The sequence below is a fragment of the Klebsiella sp. GB_Kp047 genome, from assembly GCF_040065235.1.
Taxonomy (GTDB): Bacteria; Pseudomonadota; Gammaproteobacteria; order Enterobacterales; family Enterobacteriaceae; genus Klebsiella; species Klebsiella quasipneumoniae.
The window spans coordinates 100,349-122,536 of record NZ_JBEAJG010000008.1 but is presented as its reverse complement, the minus strand read 5'-3'; the positions used below and the strand labels follow the sequence as shown (position 1 = coordinate 122,536).

Here is a 22,188-nt window from a genome sequence, read left to right as displayed (position 1 = left end):
CCCGCGCAAGCGCAGCGCCGCCGGGCATGGTCACCGAGATGGCACCGTCTTCGCGCCGGGTGGCGGCTACGCCTGACCCGGCCTACAAATGACATCGGGCCCACCCTTTGCACTGGATTTGTAGGCCCGCGCAAGCGCAGCGCCGTCGGGGAAAGCGCTTAATCCGGCAGCGAACCGGCGAGGTTGCGCGCCGAAACGCTCTCGCTCACCGGCGCGGGCGGCTCCGGCGCCTTAGCCGGGGCGGCCGCTGGTGCGGCTGTCGGGGCGGAAGAGGCCGGCTGGATCTCAAGGAACGAGGCCAGCATCTTGCGCAGCGTTTCCGGTTTCGTGTCTTCCGCCAGCAGCGCCGCCAGCATCGACGGCAAGCGGCTATCGACTTCCCCTAACGCCAGCCCCGCCAGCAGCGCCGTGCGCGACATATCGCCGCGGTCGCCGCGGTGGTGGGCCTCAATTTTTGCGTCCGCGAAGCGCTCGCTGGCGCTGATATCCGGGCGCAGGTAAATCAGCACTTTTCTGCGATCCAGAGTCATAGACGCTCCTTAGCCAATAATTTTCAGACCACGCACCAGGGCGAACTGCGGCTCTTCAGCCACCACGAAACGGTCCTCACGCAGGCCCATACGTTCACGAATGGCATCGGCCACCAGCGGCGCGCCGCCGCCAATCACGATGGCATGCGAGTAGCCTTTAAAGCTATCGATAGCCGTCAGGACGCGGGTGGTCAGACGTTCGATGCTGTTATTGATCACCTTCTTCACCTCAGAAACCGCATCCGGATCGTTAATGTTATCGGTCAGATACTCTTCGTCGTGGCGATTGATAATGATCTGGTCGACGTTATAGCTTGAGGTATCGGTATTCGCCCGCGCCAGCGCCAGCTTAACGGCGTCGGTCACCAGCGATACGCCCAGCTTCGGGTCGCCGTAAATGCGCGAAACCGAGGTCATCTGCCCGGCGACCATCGAGATATCGAGCGTGGTGCCGCCGAGGTCGATAATCAGCACCGAATGGGAGGGCTTGAGTTCATCGCACAGGCTAATGCCCGCCGGAATCGATTCCGGGCGCACGGTGACTTTGGTGATATTGAACACCACGCCTTTATTCAGTTTAACTTCGCGCAGCAGGCTCTTTTTCTTACGCTCAATGTTGTCGAGGCGATATTGCGCATCCTCGTCATAAAATTCAGTCAGCGGCAGCGTCACGACGATTTCGACGTCCTGTGGCTCAAGACCGCTGGTCAGCAGCGCGTGATGGACAGCGATGGAGTTCAACGGGCTGTACTGCCAGTCAATATTATTGGTCGGGAGCGCATCGGGGGTGATCAGGTCGAATGAGTACTTTTCATCATCCACGGTGTAGTTAAAAGGCTTCCCGGAACCGAAGGTGGCAGACCAGCCGCGTTTAAAACTGTTGGGGCTGATATGGGTGAAAGTTTCGCCATCTTGCTCCCACAGCATTTTGATATTGGTTGAACCATCATCGATAAAAATGCGCATCGCATTGCTCCATCACTGAGACAAATAAGAGAAAAATGTAACACCCAACAAGCGTAGCAAGAGTTAAAAAGCAGCGCAAGAGCACGAAAAAGAGACAATTCTGAGTTTTATTTGAGAACAAATGGAGCCAATAGCAACTCCGTGCGCATAAAAAGAGACCATTTTGAGGCAAATTAGAGAAATACGTTTTTCTCTTTTTGCCCGTTTTCGACGCTCATTTTTGCCCAAAAAGAGAGCATCCCTCCCCTCTTTCGTCAGCGGTTTTTGAACGCTTTTTACACCTGGTTGGGTACCACAATGGGCCGTTCCGGCTCAGCCACATTTTCCGGTACCCGGCGATATTTATCCAGCAGGTGAATCTGAATACGACGCAGCATATCGCCGTTGAGCTTGTAATAGCGGAAATAGAGCAACAGCGTCAGGGCAAAAAAGAGCGTCGGCAGCGCAATCATAATCGCCTGCATCCCCAGCAGCGTCTGGGACGACTGGGCCACATTCGGCACGTAACCGATGATACCGAGCACGATGGCGATAAACCAGGCCGCGAACGCCGAGCCCGCTTTCACCACCAGCGTCTGCACCGAATAGGCGATACTTTCGCAGCGGATGTTCATCGTATATTCGCCGTAGTCGACGGTATCGGCCACCATAATAACCTGCAGCACCCAGAACAGCGCGGTACCGATATTCAACAGCACCCCAGCCAGCGAAATAAGCGCGACGTTGTAGACCCCGCTCAGCGCCATCAGCAACAGCACGCCGCAGCCCAGCACCGGCATGATCGAAGCGCCCGCCCACAGAATGCGCCGCGACAGCCCTTTCACCAGCCGCGGAAACAGCACTAAGGTCAGCAGGTTCGCCGCGCCGGCGTAGGACATGTAATACGGGAACATCTCTGCGCTGCCAATCACGTAGGTAAAGTAGTAAATCGCAAAGCCCGCGATAATATTTGCCGCCGTGTTATAAGCCAGCGCCATGCCCAACAGGCAGGCCAGCTGATCGTTTTTATAGATCAGCGCCACCATCTGGCGCAGTGAGAGATGGCTGGCATCCTCGCTCACGCCGCTATCCGAGGAGTAAACCTCGTGGACGTTGCGCAGAGTGACGAGGGTGGAAACTACGAAGAAGGCGATCAACACCAGGGTGAACATCTGGAAACCGAAACCGCGGTCGGCGCCGCCCACGGCGCTGACAAACGGCAGCGTGACGCCGGCAGTAACGAATCCCGCCAGGCTGGCGAAAAAGCGTGGATAGGGCACCAGCTGTTCACGTTCGCGCTTATCGAGGGTAATAGTCGGCACCAGCGACCAGAACGGCACATCCATGATGGTGTAGGTGAACCCCCACAGCAGGTAGGTTAGCCACACCCATGCCAGTAACGCCCCGCCGGAGAAGTGATGGGCGCTGAACAGCATATACAGCACCACCGAGTTGGTTATCGTGCCGATCAGGATCCACGGTTTGAATTTTCCCCATCGCGATCGCGTACAATTCACGATCCACCCCATGATCGGATCGGCTATCGCATCGAGGATCCGCGCCACCAGAAACAGGGTGCCGACCACCCCAACCGACAGTCCAACAATATCGGTGTAGTAATACATCAGGTACATGTAGACGATACCGATAGCGAAATCTTTACCAAAGGCACCAAATCCGTAGCTGAGCTTTGTTGTCATTGAAATACTCATAGGGTACAGGTCGCTGTCGCCAGCGCCTCCTTCAGTGTTTGATAGAGCATGCAGGGCGCCGCCGGGTCGTTGCCCCCGGCGGCATGAGAAGATTAACGATGCAGCCAGGCCGGCAGCCAGTCGCCGTGGCTGGCGATCAGATCGTCCACCAGCGCGTAGATCTCTTCGATCCCCAACACCGCGGCGGTGTGCGGATCCATCATCGTGGCGTAATAGACGTAATCGCGATTTTCGGTGAGGTTCGCCTCCGTAAGCAGCGTCTGCACGTTGATATTGGTCTGCATCAACGCCGCCAGATGCGCCGGCAGCGCGCCCACTTTGGTCGGCTGAATGCCGTTGGCGTCCACCAGGCAAGCCACTTCCACGCAGCAGCCCTGCGGCAGGTTGTCGATAAGGCCGTCATTGCGCACGTTGCCATACACCACGCTTGGCTCGCCGGTCCAGATGGCGTTCATGATGGTGCTGGCATACTCGCGGGATGGCTTCACCTCGATGCGCTCGCCGCGCTGATAGCTCTCCAGCTCCTGATGCCAGTTGGCCAGTTGCTCGACGCAGCGTTTCGGGTATTCATCCAGCGGCACTTTATAGCGGGCGATAAGGTCCTCGCGGCCCGGCTTGATAAACCATGGCGTGTATTCGGCAAAATGCTCCGACGACTCGGTCACAAAGTAGCCGAGCTTTTTGAACATCTCATAGCGGACGATGTTTTCGCAGCGCGGGTTGCCGTGCAGGTTAGGCTTCGGCGCGCGCCCGTCAGCGTAGGCCTGCAGCAGGTCGGGATAAAGGTTGACATAGCTGCCGTCGGCGAGCTTTTTCTCCAGCGAGAGATAGAATGCCATATGGTTGATCCCGGCGCAGCGGTAGCGTAAATCCGCCGGGTTGAGGTCAAGATCGCGCGCCAGTTCTTCCGCCGTTCCCTGCACCGAGTGGCACAGGCCAACCTGTTTAATATGCGGGTAGCGGGCGTAGATGGCCCAGGTGTTCATCGCCATTGGGTTGACGTAGTTAAGCAGGGTGGCGTCCGGGCAGACCTCGGTCATGTCGTCGCAGATAGCCCATAGATGAGGTATGGTGCGCAGGGCGCGCATAATGCCCCCCGGACCCAGCGTATCGGCGATGGTCTGCTCCAGGCCATGGCGTTTACAGACCTCAAAATCAGTGACGGTACAGGGCTCATAGCCGCCAATCTGGAAGGCGACCACAACGAAATCAGCGCCCTGCAGGGCGGTTTTGCGATCGCGATGGCAGCTGATTTCGCCCTTCGCGCCGACGGAATCCATCAGCTTGCGCACCACGGTATGCGACTCTTCCAGCCGGGTGTCATCGATATCCATCAGCGCGACATGCGCCGATTTCAGCGCCGGGCGCTGGAAAACATCACCGAGAATATTTTTAACGAACACCGTCGAACCGGCGCCGATAAAGGTAATTTTTGGGGCGGTCATTACGCTCTCTCCATCAGGTCATTGAACCCTTGCAGAGTGGCACGCCGTTCAGCGTTGCGCTGCCCTGTTCCAACCGGAGCATTCCCGAAAGCTCAGATCGGCCATTAAGCGCCACAAAATCTGAGTTTTCGGGAACAGATTGCGCAAAAAGGAGAGAAAATGGGCCGATTCTTCCGCTAAGCTGTCGTCAGTTCTGGCGAAAAATGCAGCCACTCTGACAATTCAGGAATACGCTAACGATGGAATACCGCTTCACCTCCATGCCCCCCGATCCCTTTATGTGCAGCAGCGATGAAAAGCAGAGCCGCAGCCCGCTGGCGCTCTACTCTGAGTATCAGCGTATGGATATCGAGCTGCGCCCGCCGCACGCCATGCCTACCAGCCACTGGCATGGCCAGGTGGAGGTCAACGTGCCGTTCGATGGCGACGTGGAATATTTGATTAATAACGAAGTGGTGCGCATAGAGAAAGGCTATATCACTCTGTTCTGGGCCTGTACGCCGCATCAGTTGACCCGCCCGGGGGATTGCCAGCAGATGGCGATCTTTAACCTGCCGATGCATCTGTTTCTCTCATGGCCGCTGGACCGGGAGCTGATCAACCACGTCACTCACGGGATGGTGATTAAATCCCTCGCCGCCCAGCAGCTGAGCGCCTTCGAGGTGCGCCGCTGGCAGCAGGAGCTGAACCACGACAATGAACAGATTCGCCAGCTGGCGATCGATGAAATCGCCCTGATGCTGAAGCGGCTGAGCCTCGCCGGCTGGCAGCCGATTCTGGTCAACAAAACCTCGCGCACCCATAAGAACAGCGTCTCGCGCCATGCGCAGTTTTATGTCAGCCAGATGCTGGAATTTATCGCCGCCCACTACGACCAGGCGCTGACCGTCAATGCCGTCGCCGAGCACGTTAAGCTCAACCCGAACTATGCGATGGGGGTATTCCAGAGAGTGATGCAGCAAACCATGAAGCAGTACATTACCGCCATGCGTATCAATCACGTGCGGGCGCTGCTGAGCGATACCGACAAGACCATCCTGGATATCGCCCTCACCGCCGGTTTCCGCTCCAGCAGCCGTTTCTACAGCACCTTTACCCGCTACGTGGGGATGCCGCCGCAGCAGTACCGTAAACTTAGCCAACAGCGTCGTCACGGTCTGGCCTTGCCGGAGGCATAAAAAATGCCGCCGGGGTTTCCCCAGGCGGCATGATTAGCAGTGAAAACAGTTAGTCGTTGATACGCGGATGCTGCTGCACCAGACGCGACCGTTTTGCCTGCAGATCGGCGATCTCCTGATCGATATCTTCGATTTTTTGTTCGATGTTATCGTAGTGCTCGCCAAGGATTTCTTTCGCTTCCTGAATATCCGACGCCGCCGGGGTCGCCCCTTTCAGCGGACGGTTAGCCGTCTCTTTCATCGACAGGCCCGTCGCCATACCCACCACCGCGATCACCATCAGGTAGTATGCCGGCATCATCAGGTTCTGGGTGGTCTCCACCAGCCACGCCGCCAGGGTTGGCGTCAGACCGGCAATCAGCACCGAGATGTTAAAGGCGCTGGCCAGAGCGCTGAAGCGGATGTGGGTCGGGAACATCGCCGGCAGCGATGAGGCCATCACGCCGATAAAGCAGTTCAGCACCACCGCCAGCAGCAGCAGACCGGCGAAGATCAGGCTCGTCACGTTGCTGTTGATCATAATGAAGGCCGGGATCGACAGGGCAAACAGCGCCACGCTACCAATCAGGATAAACGGACGGCGGCCGAAGCGGTCGCTGAGCATGCCGATAACCGGCTGCACAAACAGCATCCCGACCATGATGGCGATGATGATCAGCACCCCATGGTCTTCCGAGTAGTGCAGGTTATGCGACAGGTAGCTCGGCATGTAGGTCAGCAGCATGTAATAGGTCACGTTAGTGGAAATCACCAGACCGATACAGGTCAGCAGGCTGCGCCAGTGCTTAGTGGCAATCTCTTTAAAGGAGACCTTCGGCCCGTCCTGCAGACCTTCACGGTCGCCCTGCTCCATGGTGTCCACATGCTGCTGGAACGCCGGGGTTTCTTCCAGCGCATGGCGCAGATAGAGCCCGATGATGCCTAACGGCAGCGCCAGGAAGAACGGGATACGCCAACCCCACTCAAGGAAGTTCTGTTCCCCCACTACGCTGGAGATCAGGACCACCACGCCAGCCCCCATCACAAACCCGGCGATGGAGCCAAAGTCCAGCCAGCTGCCCATAAACCCGCGTTTACGGTCAGGGGAGTATTCCGCGACGAAGATCGATGCCCCGGTATATTCACCACCGACCGAGAAGCCCTGCGCCATTTTACACAGCAGCAGCAGGATCGGCGCCCAGATACCTATCGTGGCATACGAAGGAATAAGGCCGATACAGAAAGTACTTATCGACATGATCACGATAGTTATCGCGAGAATTTTCTGCCGACCATATTTATCGCCCAGCATCCCGAAGAACAGGCCGCCTAACGGACGAATTAAAAATGGAACGGAAAAGGTGCCGAGTGCGGCAATCATCTGCACGCTTGGGTTGGCATCGGGGAAGAAGACTTTACCTAAGGCGTAGGCCACAAAGCCGTAGACGCCGAAATCGAACCACTCCATCGCGTTGCCCAGGGAGGCCGCGGTGATCGCCTTTTTCAGTTTACCATCGTCGATGATGGTCACATCCTTAAGGGTGATGGGCTTTATTTTTTTCCTTTTAAGCATATTTTTCCTCTGCTACTCCGCCTTGAGTGCACGCCTCTTCGCCGAATGGCAAAGCCATTCGCATCGTGCGTCAGGAGCGGTGAATTGCTGTGCTCCTCATTTCAAGCGTAGCAGGTTTGCCTGCACTGTCTGCTGACAGAATGTACAACCGAACCTGTTGACGCCTGCTCTGGCTACTGGTGAATAAATAGAGCGGCTCATCGTGATAATTGATGAAATTGACCTGCTCCCCTTTTTTACCCTAACAGTGTTTATATCTGCGATCAACTTCACATAAATTTACCGCCTAATTACAGAGTGTCGAAAAATAAATAAGTTCATTTCCTGCCGATCGCCCGGAAATTATTTCGTCGATTTTGCTCCACCTCGGGCGGTTAATTTCAGCGTTTATTCGCTTCTTCCCGGAATAACACCACGGCTATTTTTTATCAAAAAAACACCCGACAAAAGTGGGTGATTGCGCTATAATCACACCCACTTTCGGCTCTCAGCCGCTGTTTAAAGGACCAACGTCCTGTTTTTCGACGACATCACGAGGAACGTCATGCAACTGCCACACTGCCCAAAATGCGATTCGACTTACACTTATGAAGACAACGGCATGTACATCTGCCCGGAATGCGCCCATGAGTGGAACCCTGCCGAAGCCACGGAAGAAACCGACGTTCTGATCGTTAAAGATGCCAACGGCAATTTACTGGCCGATGGCGACAGCGTCACGGTAGTGAAGGATCTGAAGGTTAAAGGCAGCTCTTCGATGCTGAAAATCGGCACCAAAGTGAAGAATATCCGCCTGGTCGAAGGCGATCACAATATTGACTGCAAAATTGACGGTTTTGGCCCGATGAAGCTGAAATCTGAATTCGTCAAAAAGAACTGATTTATTTCCGGGCAGGCGACGCGATTATTTTCCCCTATCGCCGTCGCCGCTCCCGATATCCTGACGGTCCCTCGCCTCCCTGCGTATCCGGTTATTTATCCGGCCAGCCGCCGCTATTTATGCTGCCCCCTGCAGCGGTATTCCCACCCCCATTTTCGCGCTGCCGTCTGGCTCAATCCCGCTGCGGGCGACTACGCTTTACGGGTTACGGTCACTGAGGTATTCACCATGTCCTTAAGTCCCTACCTTGCCTTTGCGGGCAACTGCGCCGAGGCGATCGCTTTCTATCAGCAGACGCTGGGCGCGGAGCTGATGTTTAAAATGACCTTTGGCGAAATGCCGCCTTCGGCGCAGGAAGCCTCTGACGGCTGCCCGTCTGGCCAGAAGATGGCGAATGACGCCATCGCCCACGCCAGCCTGCGCATCGGCAACGGCGAGCTGATGCTAAGCGACAGCGCCTTCGGGCCCGATGAACACTACGCCGGCTTCACCCTCGTCCTCGATCCCAGGGATGTCGCTGAAGGTCAGCGCTGGTTCGAAGCGCTGGCGGTCGGCGGACGCATTGAGATGGCCTGGCAGGAAACCTTCTGGGCCCACGGCTTCGGCAAAGTCGTGGATCGCTTTGGCGTTCCCTGGATGATCAACGTGGTCAAACAAGGCTGACCCCGCCAGGGCGGCCTGGCCGCCCTGTCATCCGTCTGGCATTAACTCTTCATCCTTTAGTCATCATCACTTAACCGAACTGCAACATAAACCGGTCAGGATCGGCTCACAACGCGAGGAAGCTCCTCGCCTATGCTGTGTGAGGCTTGATAACCATGCACCTGTCCAGACATCCGACCAGTTATCCCACGCGCTATCAGGAAATCGCCGCCCGGCTTGAGCAGGAGTTGCGCCACCACTATCGCTGCGGTGACTATCTGCCCGCCGAGCAGCAGCTGGCGACGCGCTTCGACGTTAACCGCCACACCCTGCGCCGGGCGATCGACCAGCTGGTTGAGCGCGGCTGGGTACAACGCCGTCAGGGCGTGGGCGTGCTGGTGCTGATGCGGCCGATCGATTACCCGCTCAACGCCCAGGCGCGTTTCAGCCAAAACCTGCTGGAACAAGGCAGCGATCCCACCAGCGAAAAACTGCTGTCGGTACTGCGCCCCGCCAGCGCGCACGTTGCCGAAGCCTTTGGTATTAGCGAGGGCGAGAACGTCATTCATCTGCGCACCCTGCGCCGGGTCAATGGCGTCGCCCTGTGCCTGATTGACCACTACTTCGCCGACCTGCGCTTCTGGCCGGTGTTACAGACCTTCAGCCACGGCTCGCTGCACGACCTGCTGCGCGATCGGCTTGACGTCGAACTGACCCGGGTGCGCACCAAAATCAGCGCCCGTCGCGCACAGGCGAAAGAGAGCAAACTGCTGGAGATCCCCAATATGGCGCCGCTGCTCTGCGTCCGCACCCTCAACAGCCGCCAGGGCGAGCAGGCCGCCACCGAATACTCCGTCAGCCTCACCCGCGCCGACATGATTGAATTCACCATGGAGCACTGAATGCACTTCGATACCGCCACCCGCCAGCGCTGGATGTCCGTGCTGGCCCACAGTGAACCGCAAGATCTTCTGGCGCGCATGCACTCCCTGCAGCTGGCGCCGGAGTATGAACTGATCCGCACTCCCGAGACTGGCCTGGTGCAGCTTCAGGCCCGGATGGGCGGTATCGGCGACCGTTTCTTCGCCGGCGACGCCACGCTCACCCGCGCCGCGGTACGTCTGGCCGACGGAACGCTCGGCTACAGCTGGATCTTAGGCCGCGACCGCCCGCACGCCGAACGCTGCGCGGCCATCGACGCCCTGCTGCAGTCACCCCGCCATTTTCACAATTTAATGGAAACCCTGATAACCCCGCTGGAAGCGCTACGCAGCGCGCGCATTGAAGCCCGACGCGCCGAAGTCAACGCCAGCCGGGTCGACTTCTTTACCCTGGTTCGCGGAGATAACGCATGACCTTACAACCCGCTTTTTCCCTGGCTGTGCAGGATGCCCAACACAGTTTTCGTCGCCTGCTGAAAGCGATGAGCGAGCCGGGGGTGATTGTCTCCCTGCAGCAGTTACAGCACGGCTGGCAGCCGCTGAACGTCGCTTCCACCAGCCTGCTATTGACCCTTGCCGATCACGAAACGCCGGTCTGGCTCGCCAGCGCTCTGCATAACGATCTGGTGGGACAGAATCTGCGCTTTCATACCGGCGCGCCGCTGGTGGACCAGCCGCAGCAGGCGGTCTTTGCCGTCGCCAATGACGGCATCAGCGCCGAGCAGCTCAACGTCCTCTCCGCTGGCACCGTCACCGCCCCGGAGACCGGCGTCACGCTGATCGTTCAGCTCGCCAGCCTTAGCGGCGGACGCATGCTGCGCCTGACCGGGGCGGGCATTGCCGAAGAGCGAATGATCGCCCCTCAGCTGCCGGACTGCATCATTGACGAACTGACGGAGCGCCCACACCCGTTCCCGCTGGGCATTGATCTGATCCTCACCTGCGGCGAGCGCCTGCTGGCGATCCCGCGCACCACTCACGTGGAGGTTTGCTAAATGTACGTTGCCGTCAAGGGCGGCGAGAAGGCGATCCGCGCCGCTCACGCCTTACAGGAACAGAAACGACGGGGCGATGGACGGCTTCCCGAACTGAGCGTTGACCAGATAGGCGAACAGCTCAATCTGGCGGTGGACCGGGTGATGACCGAGGGCGGCATCGCCGACCGCGAACTGGCGGCGCTGGCGCTCAAACAGGCCAGCGGCGATAACGTCGAAGCGATCTTCCTGCTGCGCGCCTACCGCACCACCCTGCCGCGGCTGGCGGTTAGCGAACCGATCGACACCGCCAAAATGCGTCTCGAACGCCGCATCTCGGCAGTGTACAAAGATATCCCCGGCGGCCAGCTGCTGGGCCCCACTTACGACTACACCCACCGCCTGCTCGATTTTACCCTGCTGGCAAACGGCGAAGCGCCTTCTGTGCAGCAAGCCGAGTGCGACACGCAGCCGACGCCGCACGTCTTTAGCCTGCTCACGCAGCAGGGTCTGGCGAAGGCCGAGGAAGATCGCGGCACACCGCCCGACGATATCACCCGCACCCCGCCGGTCTACCCCTGCTCACGTTCTTCGCGCCTGCAGCAGCTAATGCGCGGCGATGAAGGCTACCTGCTGGCGCTGGCCTATTCGACTCAGCGCGGCTATGGCCGCAACCATCCGTTTGCCGGCGAGATCCGCAGCGGCTACGTGCAGGTGGAGATTGTCCCGGAAGAGCTGGGCTTTAGCGTCAATATTGGCGAGCTGCTGCTCACCGAATGCGAAATGGTCAACGGCTTCGTCGCCCCGCAGGATGAGCCGCCGCACTTCACCCGCGGCTACGGTCTGACCTTCGGCATGAGCGAGCGCAAAGCGATGGCCATGGCCCTCGTCGACCGCGCCCTGCAGGCGGCGGACTATGACGAAGAGATTGCCGGTCCCGCCCAGGATGAAGAGTTTGTGCTGGCCCACGCCGATAACGTTGAAGCCGCCGGCTTCGTCTCGCATCTGAAGCTGCCGCACTATGTCGATTTCCAGGCCGAACTGGCGCTGCTGAAACGCCTGCAACGGGAGAACGAACGTGGCTAACCCACTGACTGGCTATAACTTTGCTTATCTCGACGAGCAAACCAAGCGCATGATCCGCCGGGCTATTCTCAAAGCGGTAGCCATTCCCGGCTACCAGGTGCCGTTCGGCGGTCGCGAAATGCCGATGCCCTACGGCTGGGGCACTGGCGGCATCCAGTTGACCGCCAGCGTCATCGGCGAGAACGACGTGCTGAAGGTGATTGACCAGGGCGCCGATGACACCACCAACGCGGTGTCGATTCGTCAGTTCTTTAAGCGTGTTACCGGCGTCGCCACCACCGAGCGTACCGAAGACGCCACCCTGATCCAGACCCGCCATCGCATCCCGGAGACGCCGCTGGTGGAGGATCAGATCCTGATCTACCAGGTGCCGATCCCGGAGCCGCTGCGCTTTATCGAGCCGCGTGAAACCGAAACCCGCACCATGCACGCCCTGGAAGAGTACGGCGTGATGCAGGTGAAACTGTATGAAGATATCGCCCGCTTCGGCCATATCGCCACCACCTACGCCTACCCGGTGAAGGTCAATGGCCGCTACGTGATGGATCCCTCGCCGATCCCGAAATTCGATAACCCGAAAATGCATATGATGCCGGCGCTGCAGCTGTTCGGCGCCGGGCGCGAAAAGCGGATCTACGCCGTGCCGCCCTATACCCCGGTGGAGAGTCTCGATTTCGACGACCACCCATTTACCGTCCAGGAGTGGGATGAACCCTGCGCCATCTGCGGCTCGCGCCACAGCTACCTCGACGAAGTGGTGCTGGATGACAGCGGCCAGCGGATGTTTGTCTGCTCCGATACCGACTATTGCCGCCAGCAGAGCGAGGGGCAGAAAAAATGAACCAGCCATTACTTGCTGTGAATAACCTGACCCATCTCTACGCCCCGGATAAAGGTTTTCGCGATGTCTCCTTCGAGCTGTGGCCGGGAGAAGTGCTCGGCATCGTCGGCGAGTCCGGCTCCGGTAAAACCACCCTGCTGAAGGCAATCTCCGCCCGCCTGACGCCGCAGCGGGGCGAGGTGCTGTACCAGCAGCGCTCGCTGTACGCCATGAGCGAAGCCGAACGCCGCCGCCTGCTGCGCACCGAATGGGGGGTGGTGCATCAGCACCCAATGGACGGTCTGCGTCGCCAGGTCTCCGCCGGGGGCAACATCGGCGAACGGCTGATGGCCACCGGCGCCCGCCACTACGGCAACATTCGCGCCACCGCTGAAAAGTGGCTGCAGGAGGTGGAGATCCCGCCCTCGCGCATCGACGACCTGCCCACCACCTTCTCCGGCGGCATGCAGCAGCGTCTGCAGATTGCCCGCAATCTGGTCACCCAGCCGAAGCTGGTGTTTATGGATGAACCCACCGGCGGGCTGGATGTGTCCGTGCAGGCGCGGCTGCTTGATCTGCTGCGTGGCCTGGCGGTGGAGCTGAATCTGGCGGTAGTGATTGTTACCCACGATCTCGGCGTCGCCCGCCTGCTGGCGAACCGACTGCTGGTAATGAAGCAGGGCCAGGTGGTGGAAAGTGGCTTAACCGACCGGGTGCTCGACGATCCGCACCATCCTTATACCCAGCTGCTGGTGTCGTCGGTGTTGCAGAATTAATGCTGTTTTGCCGGGTGGCGGCTGCGCCTTACCCGGCCCACAGGTGCGTTATTCGTAGGCCGGGTAAGCGAAGCGCCACCCGGCAACCCAACCTCGTGAGAGCTAACATGATCCGCGTTGAAAACGTCCATAAAACCTTTGTTCTGCACCAGCAGCACGGCGTGCGTCTGCCCGTGCTGGCCGACGCCTCGCTGACCGTTAACGCCGGGGAGTGCGTGGTGCTCCACGGTCACTCCGGCAGCGGCAAATCGACCCTGCTGCGTTCGCTGTACGCCAACTATCTGCCGGACAGCGGCCATATTCATATCCGCCACGGCGACGAATGGGTGGACCTGGTCACCGCCACGCCGCGCAAGGTGCTGGAAGTGCGCAAAACCACCATCGGCTGGGTCAGCCAGTTTCTACGGGTGATCCCGCGTATTTCGGCGCTGGAGGTGGTGATGCAGCCGCTGCTCGATCTCGGGACGCCGCGTGAAGCGAGCGCCGCCAAAGCCGCCCAGCTGCTGACCCGCCTCAACGTTCCGCAACGTCTGTGGCACCTTGCGCCGTCGACCTTTTCCGGCGGCGAACAGCAACGGGTCAATATCGCCCGCGGTTTTGCGGTCGACTATCCGATCCTGCTCCTCGATGAACCCACCGCCTCACTGGATGGCAAAAACAGTGCTGCCGTGGTCGACCTGATCCACGATGCCAAAGCGCGCGGCGCGGCCATCGTCGGGATTTTCCATGACGAAGGGGTACGCCGTCAGGTCGCCGACCGGCTGCACCCCATGGGAATAACAGCATGATTATCAATAACGTAAAACTGGTTCTCGACGATGACGTGGTCCACGGTTCGCTGGAAGTCCAGGACGGTCGCATTCTCGCCTTCGCTGAAAGCCAGAGCCGGCTGCCGCAGGCGCTGGATGGGGAAGGCGGCTGGCTGCTGCCGGGCCTTATCGAGCTGCATACCGATAACCTCGACAAGTTCTTTACCCCGCGGCCGAAGGTAGACTGGCCGGCCCACTCGGCGATGAGCAGCCACGACGCAATGATGGTCGCCAGCGGCATCACCACCGTGCTGGACGCCGTGGCGATTGGCGACGTGCGCGATGGCGGCGATCGTCTTGAGAATCTGGAGAAGATGGTCAATGCGGTGGAAGAGACGCAAAAGCGCGGTCTTAACCGCGCAGAGCACCGTCTGCACCTGCGCTGCGAGCTGCCGCATCACACCACGCTGCCGCTGTTTGAAAAGCTGATCGACCGCGAGTCGGTGAGCATGGTCTCTCTGATGGACCACTCGCCCGGCCAGCGTCAGTACGCCGATCGCAGCAAGTACCGCGATTACTATCAGGGAAAATATCATCTGACGCATGACGAAATGGACCGTTTTGAAGCCGAGCAGATGGCTCTGGCCGCCACCTGGTCGCAGCCCAATCGCCAGACCATCGCCGCCATGTGCCGCGCCCGCCGTATCGCCCTCGCCAGCCACGACGACGCCACCGAGGCGCATGTGGCTGAATCCCACCAGCTGGGTAGCGTCATCGCCGAGTTTCCCACCACCCTGGCCGCGGCGCAGGCTTCACGTCAGCACGGGATGCACGTCCTGATGGGGGCGCCGAATATCGTGCGCGGCGGTTCCCACTCCGGCAACGTCGCCGCCCACCAGCTGGCGAACCACGGTTTGCTCGACATTCTCTCTTCCGACTACTACCCCGCCAGCCTGCTGGATGCCGCATTCCGCATCGCCGACGCCGAGGATAACGCCTTCACCCTGGCGCAGGCGATCCGTCTGGTCAGCAAACATCCGGCGCAGGCGCTGGGCCTTGACGATCGCGGTGTCATCGCCGAGGGGAAACGCGCCGACCTGGTGCTGGCGCACCGTCGCGGCGAGCATGTCCACATCGACCATGTCTGGCGCCAGGGAAGGAGGGTCTTTTAATGCCGGGAAAACTGATCTGGCTGGTGGGCCCCTCCGGCTCCGGGAAAGACAGCCTGCTGGCGGCGCTGCGCCAGCGCGAGCACCCGCAGCTGCTGGTGGCGCATCGTTACATTACCCGGCCCTTTAACGCCGGTAACGAAAACCATATCGCCCTCAGCGAACATGAATTTTTTACCCGCGCCGAGCAGCATCTCTTTGCCCTCAGCTGGCACGCCAACCATACTTACTATGGCATTGGCGTGGAGATCGACCTGTGGCTGCACGCCGGCTTCGACGTGGTGGCCAATGGCTCCCGCGCCCATCTGGCGCTGGCGCGGGAACGCTACGGCGAGGTGCTGGTGCCGATCTGTCTCGCCGTCTCGCCGCCGGTGCTGCGCCAGCGGCTGGAGCAGCGCGGCCGGGAAAATGCGGTGGATATCGCCCAGCGTCTGGACCGCGCCGCGCGCTATAAGCCGGACGATTGCCTGACGCTGAATAACGACGGCAGTCTCCGACAATCGGTCGATGAATTTTTCCGCCTGCTGCGCAGCCACGCGGTGCGCGAAGCGGATCCGCTGGTATAAACCAAAGGTGACACGATGAGCCTGACCCTCCGCTTAACCGGCACCGGCGGCGCTCAGCTGGTGCCGGCCTTTGGCTGCGATTGCGCGGCCTGCCGCCGCGCCCGCCGCGAGGAAAGCCATCGCCGACGCCCCTGTAGCGGGGTGGTGACGTTCAACAGCGCAGTGACGCTGCTGGACGCCGGCAGACCGGATCTGATGGAACATCATCCCGCCGGCAGCTTTCAGCAGGTGCTGCTAACCCACTATCACCTGGATCATGTGCAGGGGCTGTTTCCGCTGCGCTGGGGCGTGAGCGCGCCGATCCCGGTCTACGGCCCGCCGGACGACGCCGGCTGCGACGATCTGCTCAAGCACCCCGGCCTGCTCGACTTCAGCCATACCGTCACGCCGTTTGTGGTGTTTGAGCTGCAGGGCCTGCGGGTAACGCCCCTGCCGCTCAACCATTCGAAGCTCACCTTCGGTTATCTGCTGGAGTCGGCCCACAGTCGGGTAGCCTGGCTCTCGGATACCGCCGGGCTGCCGGACAAGACGCTGAAGTTTTTACTCAGCAACCGCCCGCAGGCGATGATCATCGACTGCAGCCATGAGCCGCGGGCGCAGACCCCGCGTAACCATAACGATTTCAATACCGTTCGCGCCCTTAACCAGGCGATAGGCTGTCCGCGGGTGATCCTCACCCATATCAGCCATCAGTTTGACGTCTGGATGATGGATAACCCGCTACCGGAAGGTTTCGAAGCGGGTTATGACGGGATGGAAATCGTGCTGGATTAGGCGTCGGTCTGCTGCGGGGCGATCAATAGTCATCGTCCAGACGACGCTGATCGCTTTCTAACTGACGGCGATCGCGATCGAGCTGGCGCTGGCGTTCATCCAGCTGACGGCGGCGATCGTCCAGCTGGCGTTGCCGAACGTCATGCTGACGCTGGCTGTCACGGCTCTGCTGGCGACTTCCCTGATAGCGCCCGTCATCATACCGGCCATCGTCATCGTATCTGTCGTCGTCATCAGAGCGACTGCTACCCGGGTTATAGGCGTCGTTAATGGCTTGCTGAATATTGCCGATCGCGTCATCGATAATATCGGCGCGGGCGGCCAGGCTGGTCAGCGACAGAGTGCAAAAGAGCAGTGCGATTGCGTAACGTTTCATCGGGGCCAATCTCATCAGAGTCCTGCCGCTACCTTAATCATCGGCATGCCGCCCGGGTAGCGGAGGAATCTCAAATCCTCGCGTACGCTGCACTCAGCGCCTGCGCCAGTTGAGCGCGGGTAAAGGGCTTACGCAGCCACTCCACCTCCGGCAGGGCCGGGTTCTGCGCCGGGCGCAAATCCTGACCGCTGATCAGCAGCACCGGCAGCGCCGGAAAGCGGCGGCGCGCGGTATGGATCACATCGGCGCCGCTCAGCCCGCCGGGCAGCATCAGATCGCTAATCAACAGGGCAATATCCGGCGAGGCCTCCAGCAGCTGCAGCGCCTCTTCCCCGCTGGCGGTTTCCAGCGTCAGCCAGCCCAGCTGATGCAGCTGTTCGCACAGCGTCTGGCGAACATCCTCTTCATCTTCCAGCACCAGCGCCAGCCGTTCTCCCGCCGGGATTGGTTCGTCTTCCACCGGCACCGCCGCCTTCTCTACCTCGGTCATCGCCCGCGGCAGCTGCAGCCGCACCGTCGTCCCCTGCCCCGGCGCGCTCTCCAGCGCCACCCGGCCGCCCGACTGGCGCACAAAGCCATACACCATCGACAGCCCCAGGCCGCTGCCGCTGCCGGTGGCTTTAGTGGTAAAGAAGGGTTCAAACACCCGGGCTTTCACCGCCTGCGACATGCCGCAGCCGTGATCGATCACCTCCAGAGCCACCATATCCTGCCGCTGGCCGCTGCTGCGGGTGACCCGCTGATTCCAGGTACGAATTTTAATGACGCCCGCGCGCCCGGCCATGGCGTCGCGGGCGTTCATCACCAGGTTAATCAGGGCGTTTTCCAGCTGGCCGACGTCTATCCATGCCGGCCACGCCGGCGACTGCGCCTCAATCTCCAGGCTCAAGGTCGCCGGCAGGGAGTGACGCATTAGCTCGCTGAGGTTCTCCAGCAACGGCGCCATCGCCACCGCCTGGGGATGCAGCGCCTGCTTACGCGAAAAGGCCAGCAGCCGCTGGGTCAGAAGCGCCCCGCGTTCCGCCGCCTTCAGCGCCCTGGTGAGGCGTGGCGCATCCTGCGCATTCGGCTCCACCAGCTCAAGGCTGCCGATGATCACCGCCAGCAGGTTGTTAAAATCATGCGCCAGGCCTCCGGTCAGTTGGCCGACGGCCTTCATCTTCTGGCTGTGCAACAGCGCCTCCTCCAGCTCCTGACGCTTAATCCTATCGATCTCCATCTGGGTGGTCTTCTCTTTCAGCAGCCGGGTGGTGTGCTCCAGCGACGCCGTATTGCGCGCGAAAACGTTAAAGGCGCGCGCCAGTTCGCCCAGCTCGTCGCGCCGCTGCAGGGCCGGCACCGAGACGTTCGGCTCTCCCTGAGCCAGCCGCGACATCGCCCGCGAGATAGCGGTCAGGTTAGAGCCCAGGTTACGGTAGATGTACCACCCGGCGCAGCCGGTGATCGCCAGCGCCAGCAGCGCGGAAAGCAGAATAAACATGCTGATGGAGCGCAGCTCCCGATGGCTCTGCGCCGCCCGCTGTTCGGAGGCTTCCGCCACCCGGGTCACGTACTGATTGATGTCGTCGTTAAGCAGCGCGACCAGCGCTTTGATGTGGTACATGTACCAGCTGATCGTGAGGTCGCTCTCCTCCAGCTGGGCCGACAGCGGGGCCAGCTTCGCCAGCTCCCGGGTGACGTCGGGGAGAACAAACGCCAGCGCGGGATCGGCGCTTTGAGCCGGCAGGTCGCCGCGCAGCTGGTCGAGCTGCAGAACGATCGACCGCGGCGTGACGGTATGGATCGCGGCGGCGATCAGCCGGTCCATCTCGGCTAGCCGACGAGGATCGATCGCCCGGTCCCCGCCGCGATCGTTAAGATCGGCGAGATGGCGCAGGTTGCTCTGATTCTGGTAAAGCGAACTCAGCAGCGCATTGCGCTGCAGATGACGACGCTGGCCGCGCTCCAGCATCTCCGCCACGCTCCGCTGCAGCGCGTTGCTGCGGCGAATAATACTGGCCACCAGCGCCTCCTCCTGCTGCGCCAGCGGAGCCGCTGCCAGCTGAGCCAGCGAGTGCTTCAGCGCCTGCTGCGTCGCCAGCAGCCGTTCCGCTTCGCTTTTGTACTCCAGCGCGCCCACCACCTGCGACAGGCGCACCGCGGCCGTGGCGACATTCGCCGTGTCCCGCGCCAGATCCATACTGCCGCGCATATCGTTGAGGGTCTGGCGCTGCACCTGCTCCTGCAGCTGGCTGGCGTGGTGAAAGCCGAACACCGCCACGCCGCTCACCAGCAGGGTGACGACCACCATCAGCAGATTAAAGGAGAGCAGGCGGCCACGGGCGCTGGTGAAAAACGGGTGTCGGCGAGCGGTCATAGCAACTCCGGTGAAGGAACGGTCGGCATATAGGCGTGACGGTGCAGAAAATGACGCCGCGTAACTGTGATCGCGGTTAACTATTTATCACTATGACAAATATGAATGGATTCTGACATCCTGCATTTATTTTCCGGTGGTGGACTGCTGCTATTGTTCTCGCAGACAGGAGCGCCGTGATGACCGCCACCCCGGTACTGGAAATGCGCCATATCGCCAAAGCTTTTGGCAAATTCTACGCGCTAAAGGGCGTCGACCTGACGGTCTGGCCCGGCGAGATCCACGCCCTGATGGGGGAGAACGGCGCCGGAAAAAGCACGCTGATGAAGATCCTCGCCGGCGCCTATACCGCCACCAGCGGCGAGATCCTGATCGACGGAAAACCGCAAACGATCCGCGGCCCCAAGGACGCGCTGGCCGCCGGGATCACGTTGATCTACCAGGAGATGCAGCTGGCGCCGAACCTGACCGTCGCGGAAAACATTTTCCTCGGCAGCGAGCTGGCACGTGGTGGCCTGGTGCAGCGCAAAGCCATGCTCAGCCAGGCGCAGGCGGTGATCGACCGTCTCGGCGCCCAGTTCAGGGCCAGCGACCGGGTGATGACCCTGACCATCGCCGAGCAGCAGCAAGTGGAGATCGCCCGCGCCCTGCACCGTCAAAGCCGCATTCTGGTGATGGATGAACCCACCGCCGCCCTCTCCTCGCGGGAAACCCAGCGCCTGTTCGACCTCATCCTGCGCCTGCGCGATGAGGGGATGGCGATTATCTATATCAGCCACCGCATGGCGGAAGTGTATGAGCTCTCCGACCGGGTCAGCGTCCTGCGCGACGGGCAGTATGTCGGCAGCCTGGTGCGCGACAAGCTCAACGCACCGGAGCTGGTGCGCATGATGGTCGGCCGTCCGCTCAGCGATCTGTTCAATAAAGAGCGCGATATTCCCCGCGGCCAGCCGCGCCTGCGGGTCGAGGATCTGACCGATGGCGGTAAGGTTAAGCCCAGCAGCCTGGTGGTGCATGCCGGCGAAATCGTCGGCCTCGCCGGGCTGGTCGGCGCCGGACGCTCCGAACTGGCGCAGCTGATCTTTGGCGTGCGCAAAGCCACCGGCGGGGTGATCGAGATCGACGGCGAGCCGGTGGTGATCCACTCGCCGCGCGAAGCCATCGACCATGGCATCGGCTTTCTGACCGAAAACCGCAAAGAGCAGGGCCTGTTTCTCGAACTGGCGGCCCAGGAAAACATCACCATGGCGACGCTGGAGCGCGACGCGACCTGGGGAATGCTCAACCGCCGGAAGGCGCAAACCATCTCCGATGATGCCATCCAGCTGCTGAACATCCGCGTACCGCACGCCCAGGTGCGCGCCGGCGGGCTGTCCGGCGGCAACCAGCAGAAATTATTGATTTCACGCTGGGTGGCGATTGGCCCGCGCATTCTGATCCTTGATGAACCCACCCGCGGCGTCGACGTCGGCGCGAAAAGCGAGATTTACCGCATCATGAACGACATGGCGCGCCAGGGCGTCGCCATTCTGATGATCTCCAGCGAACTGCCCGAAGTGGTGGGCATGAGCGACCGGGTCTATGTGATGCGCGAAGGGACTATCGCCGGCGAGCTGCAGTCCGGCGATATCAGCCAGGAACAGATCATGACGCTGGCCACCGGCGTGAACGATTCTCACCTTAAGGCAGGGCAACTATGAGCATACCGAAAGAGACCTCCGCGCCGGTCGCGAAATCCGCTTCGGCGAAAAAAATGCTGATGGGCGACCTGATGCAGACCGTCGGCATTCTGCCGATCCTCATCCTGATCGTCGCCGTCTTCGGCTTTATCGCCCCCAACTTCTTCACGGAAAGCAATCTGCTGAATATCACCCGCCAGGCCTCGATCAACATTGTGCTGGCGGCGGGAATGACCTTCATCATCCTCACCGGCGGCATTGACCTTTCCGTCGGCTCCATTCTCGGCACCACCGCGGTGGCGGCAATGGTGGTCTCGCTGATCCCGGAGCTGGCGTTGCTGTCGATTCCGGCGGCGCTGATGCTCGGCCTGCTGCTCGGCCTGTTCAACGGCGCGCTGGTGGCCTTCGCCGGGCTACCGCCGTTTATTGTCACTCTCGGCACCTATACGGCGCTGCGCGGCGCCGCCTATCTGCTGGCCGACGGCACCACGGTGATCAACTCCGATATCAGCTTCGAGTGGATCGGCAATGACTACCTCGGCCCGGTGCCGTGGCTGGTGGTCATCGCCCTGGCGGTTATCGCGGTGTGCTGGTTTATCCTGCGCCGAACCACCCTTGGGGTGCATATCTACGCGGTGGGCGGCAACATGCAGGCGGCGCGGCTGACCGGCATTAAAGTCTGGCTGGTGCTGTTGTTTGTCTATGGCATGAGCGGCCTGCTCTCCGGCCTTGGCGGAGTGATGAGCGCCTCCCGGCTGTACAGCGCCAACGGTAACCTCGGGGTCGGCTACGAGCTGGACGCCATCGCCGCGGTCATTCTTGGCGGCACCAGCTTCGTCGGCGGGATCGGCACCATCACCGGTACGCTGGTGGGGGCGCTGATTATCGCCACCCTCAATAACGGTATGACCCTGATGGGGGTCTCCTACTTCTGGCAACTGGTGATCAAAGGGGCGGTGATCATCATTGCGGTGCTGATCGACAAATACCGTACCCGACATCATCAAAGTGCATAACAACACCATCTTACCTGCGAGG

Annotated in this window: 22 protein-coding genes and 1 pseudogene; 16 read left to right on the top strand and 7 right to left on the bottom strand. The window is 60.6% G+C overall.

Going from position 1 to position 22,188, the window contains the following annotated elements:
- Positions 1–158: 158 nt before the first annotated feature.
- The 4 genes from ABLV76_RS06380 to ABLV76_RS06365 all read right to left on the bottom strand — a co-directional run bounded on the left by ABLV76_RS06380 (position 159) and on the right by ABLV76_RS06365 (position 4,632).
- Positions 159–530, bottom strand: coding sequence for a plasmid partitioning/stability family protein (locus ABLV76_RS06380; protein ID WP_049117119.1), 372 nt, complete (start codon positions 528–530; stop codon positions 159–161).
- Between the two features lie 9 nt (positions 531–539).
- On the bottom strand, positions 540–1,496 hold the full coding sequence (gene parM / locus ABLV76_RS06375) for a plasmid segregation protein ParM domain-containing protein (RefSeq protein WP_004177778.1): 957 nt from the start codon (positions 1,494–1,496) through the stop codon (positions 540–542).
- 275 nt (positions 1,497–1,771) lie between these two features.
- The gene (gene melB / locus ABLV76_RS06370; protein ID WP_065878202.1) at positions 1,772–3,187 is read right to left on the bottom strand and encodes a melibiose:sodium transporter MelB; all 1,416 of its coding nucleotides are present in this window, start codon (positions 3,185–3,187) and stop codon (positions 1,772–1,774) included.
- Between the two features lie 92 nt (positions 3,188–3,279).
- Entirely contained in the window at positions 3,280–4,632 is a 1,353-nt protein-coding gene (locus tag ABLV76_RS06365) for an alpha-glucosidase/alpha-galactosidase (RefSeq protein ID WP_348878234.1), read from the bottom strand.
- 239 nt (positions 4,633–4,871) lie between these two features.
- Here ABLV76_RS06365 and melR point away from each other — a divergent pair, with 239 nt between their 5' ends.
- Complete coding sequence (melR, locus tag ABLV76_RS06360) at positions 4,872–5,810, top strand: transcriptional regulator MelR (RefSeq protein ID WP_064183848.1); 939 nt, start codon at positions 4,872–4,874, stop codon at positions 5,808–5,810.
- A gap of 49 nt (positions 5,811–5,859) precedes the next feature.
- Here the strand turns inward: melR and proP are convergent, their stop codons facing one another.
- Entirely contained in the window at positions 5,860–7,362 is a 1,503-nt protein-coding gene (gene proP / locus ABLV76_RS06355; protein ID WP_023291673.1) for a glycine betaine/L-proline transporter ProP, read from the bottom strand.
- A gap of 187 nt (positions 7,363–7,549) precedes the next feature.
- On the opposite strand from proP, the pseudogene ABLV76_RS06350 reads away from it, so the two are divergent.
- From ABLV76_RS06350 to phnP, 13 genes and pseudogenes are all read left to right on the top strand, one after another.
- Positions 7,550–7,819 (top strand): annotated as a pseudogene (locus ABLV76_RS06350) (hypothetical protein).
- 87 nt (positions 7,820–7,906) lie between these two features.
- Positions 7,907–8,242, top strand: a complete 336-nt coding sequence (locus ABLV76_RS06345) for a zinc ribbon domain-containing protein YjdM (RefSeq protein ID WP_004206382.1) — start codon at positions 7,907–7,909, stop codon at positions 8,240–8,242.
- 228 nt (positions 8,243–8,470) lie between these two features.
- Positions 8,471–8,905 carry a VOC family metalloprotein YjdN gene (yjdN, locus tag ABLV76_RS06340; RefSeq protein WP_032456862.1) on the top strand — a complete coding sequence of 145 codons (435 nt, stop codon included), beginning with the start codon at positions 8,471–8,473 and terminating at the stop codon, positions 8,903–8,905.
- Positions 8,906–9,060: 155 nt separating this feature from the next.
- Positions 9,061–9,786 carry a phosphonate metabolism transcriptional regulator PhnF gene (phnF, locus tag ABLV76_RS06335; RefSeq protein WP_004206378.1) on the top strand — a complete coding sequence of 242 codons (726 nt, stop codon included), beginning with the start codon at positions 9,061–9,063 and terminating at the stop codon, positions 9,784–9,786.
- Positions 9,787–10,239 carry a phosphonate C-P lyase system protein PhnG gene (phnG, locus tag ABLV76_RS06330; protein WP_004206376.1) on the top strand — a complete coding sequence of 151 codons (453 nt, stop codon included), beginning with the start codon at positions 9,787–9,789 and terminating at the stop codon, positions 10,237–10,239. It abuts the gene before it with no gap.
- Positions 10,236–10,820, top strand: a complete 585-nt coding sequence (phnH, locus tag ABLV76_RS06325; protein ID WP_004206375.1) for a phosphonate C-P lyase system protein PhnH — start codon at positions 10,236–10,238, stop codon at positions 10,818–10,820. The genes phnG and phnH overlap by 4 nt, the downstream gene beginning before the upstream one ends.
- Positions 10,821–11,885: a carbon-phosphorus lyase complex subunit PhnI gene (locus ABLV76_RS06320; protein ID WP_017900090.1), complete on the top strand. Its 1,065-nt coding sequence runs from the start codon at positions 10,821–10,823 to the stop codon at positions 11,883–11,885. It begins immediately after the preceding gene.
- Positions 11,878–12,726: an alpha-D-ribose 1-methylphosphonate 5-phosphate C-P-lyase PhnJ gene (locus tag ABLV76_RS06315; protein WP_002885202.1), complete on the top strand. Its 849-nt coding sequence runs from the start codon at positions 11,878–11,880 to the stop codon at positions 12,724–12,726. Before ABLV76_RS06320 ends, ABLV76_RS06315 begins: the two co-directional genes overlap by 8 nt.
- A complete protein-coding gene (gene phnK, locus ABLV76_RS06310) occupies positions 12,723–13,481 on the top strand; it encodes a phosphonate C-P lyase system protein PhnK (protein ID WP_004206373.1) in 759 nt (252 codons plus the stop codon). The genes ABLV76_RS06315 and phnK overlap by 4 nt, the downstream gene beginning before the upstream one ends.
- Before the next feature lie 107 nt (positions 13,482–13,588).
- Positions 13,589–14,269: a phosphonate C-P lyase system protein PhnL gene (gene phnL, locus ABLV76_RS06305; RefSeq protein WP_004206372.1), complete on the top strand. Its 681-nt coding sequence runs from the start codon at positions 13,589–13,591 to the stop codon at positions 14,267–14,269.
- On the top strand, positions 14,266–15,402 hold the full coding sequence (gene phnM, locus ABLV76_RS06300; RefSeq protein WP_050533645.1) for an alpha-D-ribose 1-methylphosphonate 5-triphosphate diphosphatase: 1,137 nt from the start codon (positions 14,266–14,268) through the stop codon (positions 15,400–15,402). The genes phnL and phnM overlap by 4 nt, the downstream gene beginning before the upstream one ends.
- Entirely contained in the window at positions 15,402–15,965 is a 564-nt protein-coding gene (phnN, locus tag ABLV76_RS06295; protein WP_004206368.1) for a ribose 1,5-bisphosphokinase, read from the top strand. The genes phnM and phnN overlap by 1 nt, the downstream gene beginning before the upstream one ends.
- Positions 15,966–15,980: 15 nt before the next feature.
- Positions 15,981–16,739, top strand: a complete 759-nt coding sequence (gene phnP, locus ABLV76_RS06290; RefSeq protein ID WP_064795165.1) for a phosphonate metabolism protein PhnP — start codon at positions 15,981–15,983, stop codon at positions 16,737–16,739.
- A gap of 22 nt (positions 16,740–16,761) precedes the next feature.
- Here the strand turns inward: phnP and yjdP are convergent, their stop codons facing one another.
- A complete protein-coding gene (yjdP, locus tag ABLV76_RS06285; RefSeq protein WP_348878233.1) occupies positions 16,762–17,115 on the bottom strand; it encodes a DDRRRQL repeat protein YjdP in 354 nt (117 codons plus the stop codon).
- A 70-nt stretch (positions 17,116–17,185) separates the two neighbouring features.
- Positions 17,186–19,471 carry an ATP-binding protein gene (locus tag ABLV76_RS06280; RefSeq protein ID WP_032456861.1) on the bottom strand — a complete coding sequence of 762 codons (2,286 nt, stop codon included), beginning with the start codon at positions 19,469–19,471 and terminating at the stop codon, positions 17,186–17,188.
- A gap of 179 nt (positions 19,472–19,650) precedes the next feature.
- Here ABLV76_RS06280 and ABLV76_RS06275 point away from each other — a divergent pair, with 179 nt between their 5' ends.
- Together ABLV76_RS06275 and ABLV76_RS06270 are read left to right on the top strand one after the other, a co-directional pair.
- A complete protein-coding gene (locus tag ABLV76_RS06275) occupies positions 19,651–21,171 on the top strand; it encodes a sugar ABC transporter ATP-binding protein (protein ID WP_032456860.1) in 1,521 nt (506 codons plus the stop codon).
- Positions 21,168–22,166: a ribose ABC transporter permease gene (locus ABLV76_RS06270; RefSeq protein WP_004206363.1), complete on the top strand. Its 999-nt coding sequence runs from the start codon at positions 21,168–21,170 to the stop codon at positions 22,164–22,166. The genes ABLV76_RS06275 and ABLV76_RS06270 overlap by 4 nt, the downstream gene beginning before the upstream one ends.
- The last annotated feature ends 22 nt before the right edge of the window (positions 22,167–22,188 follow it).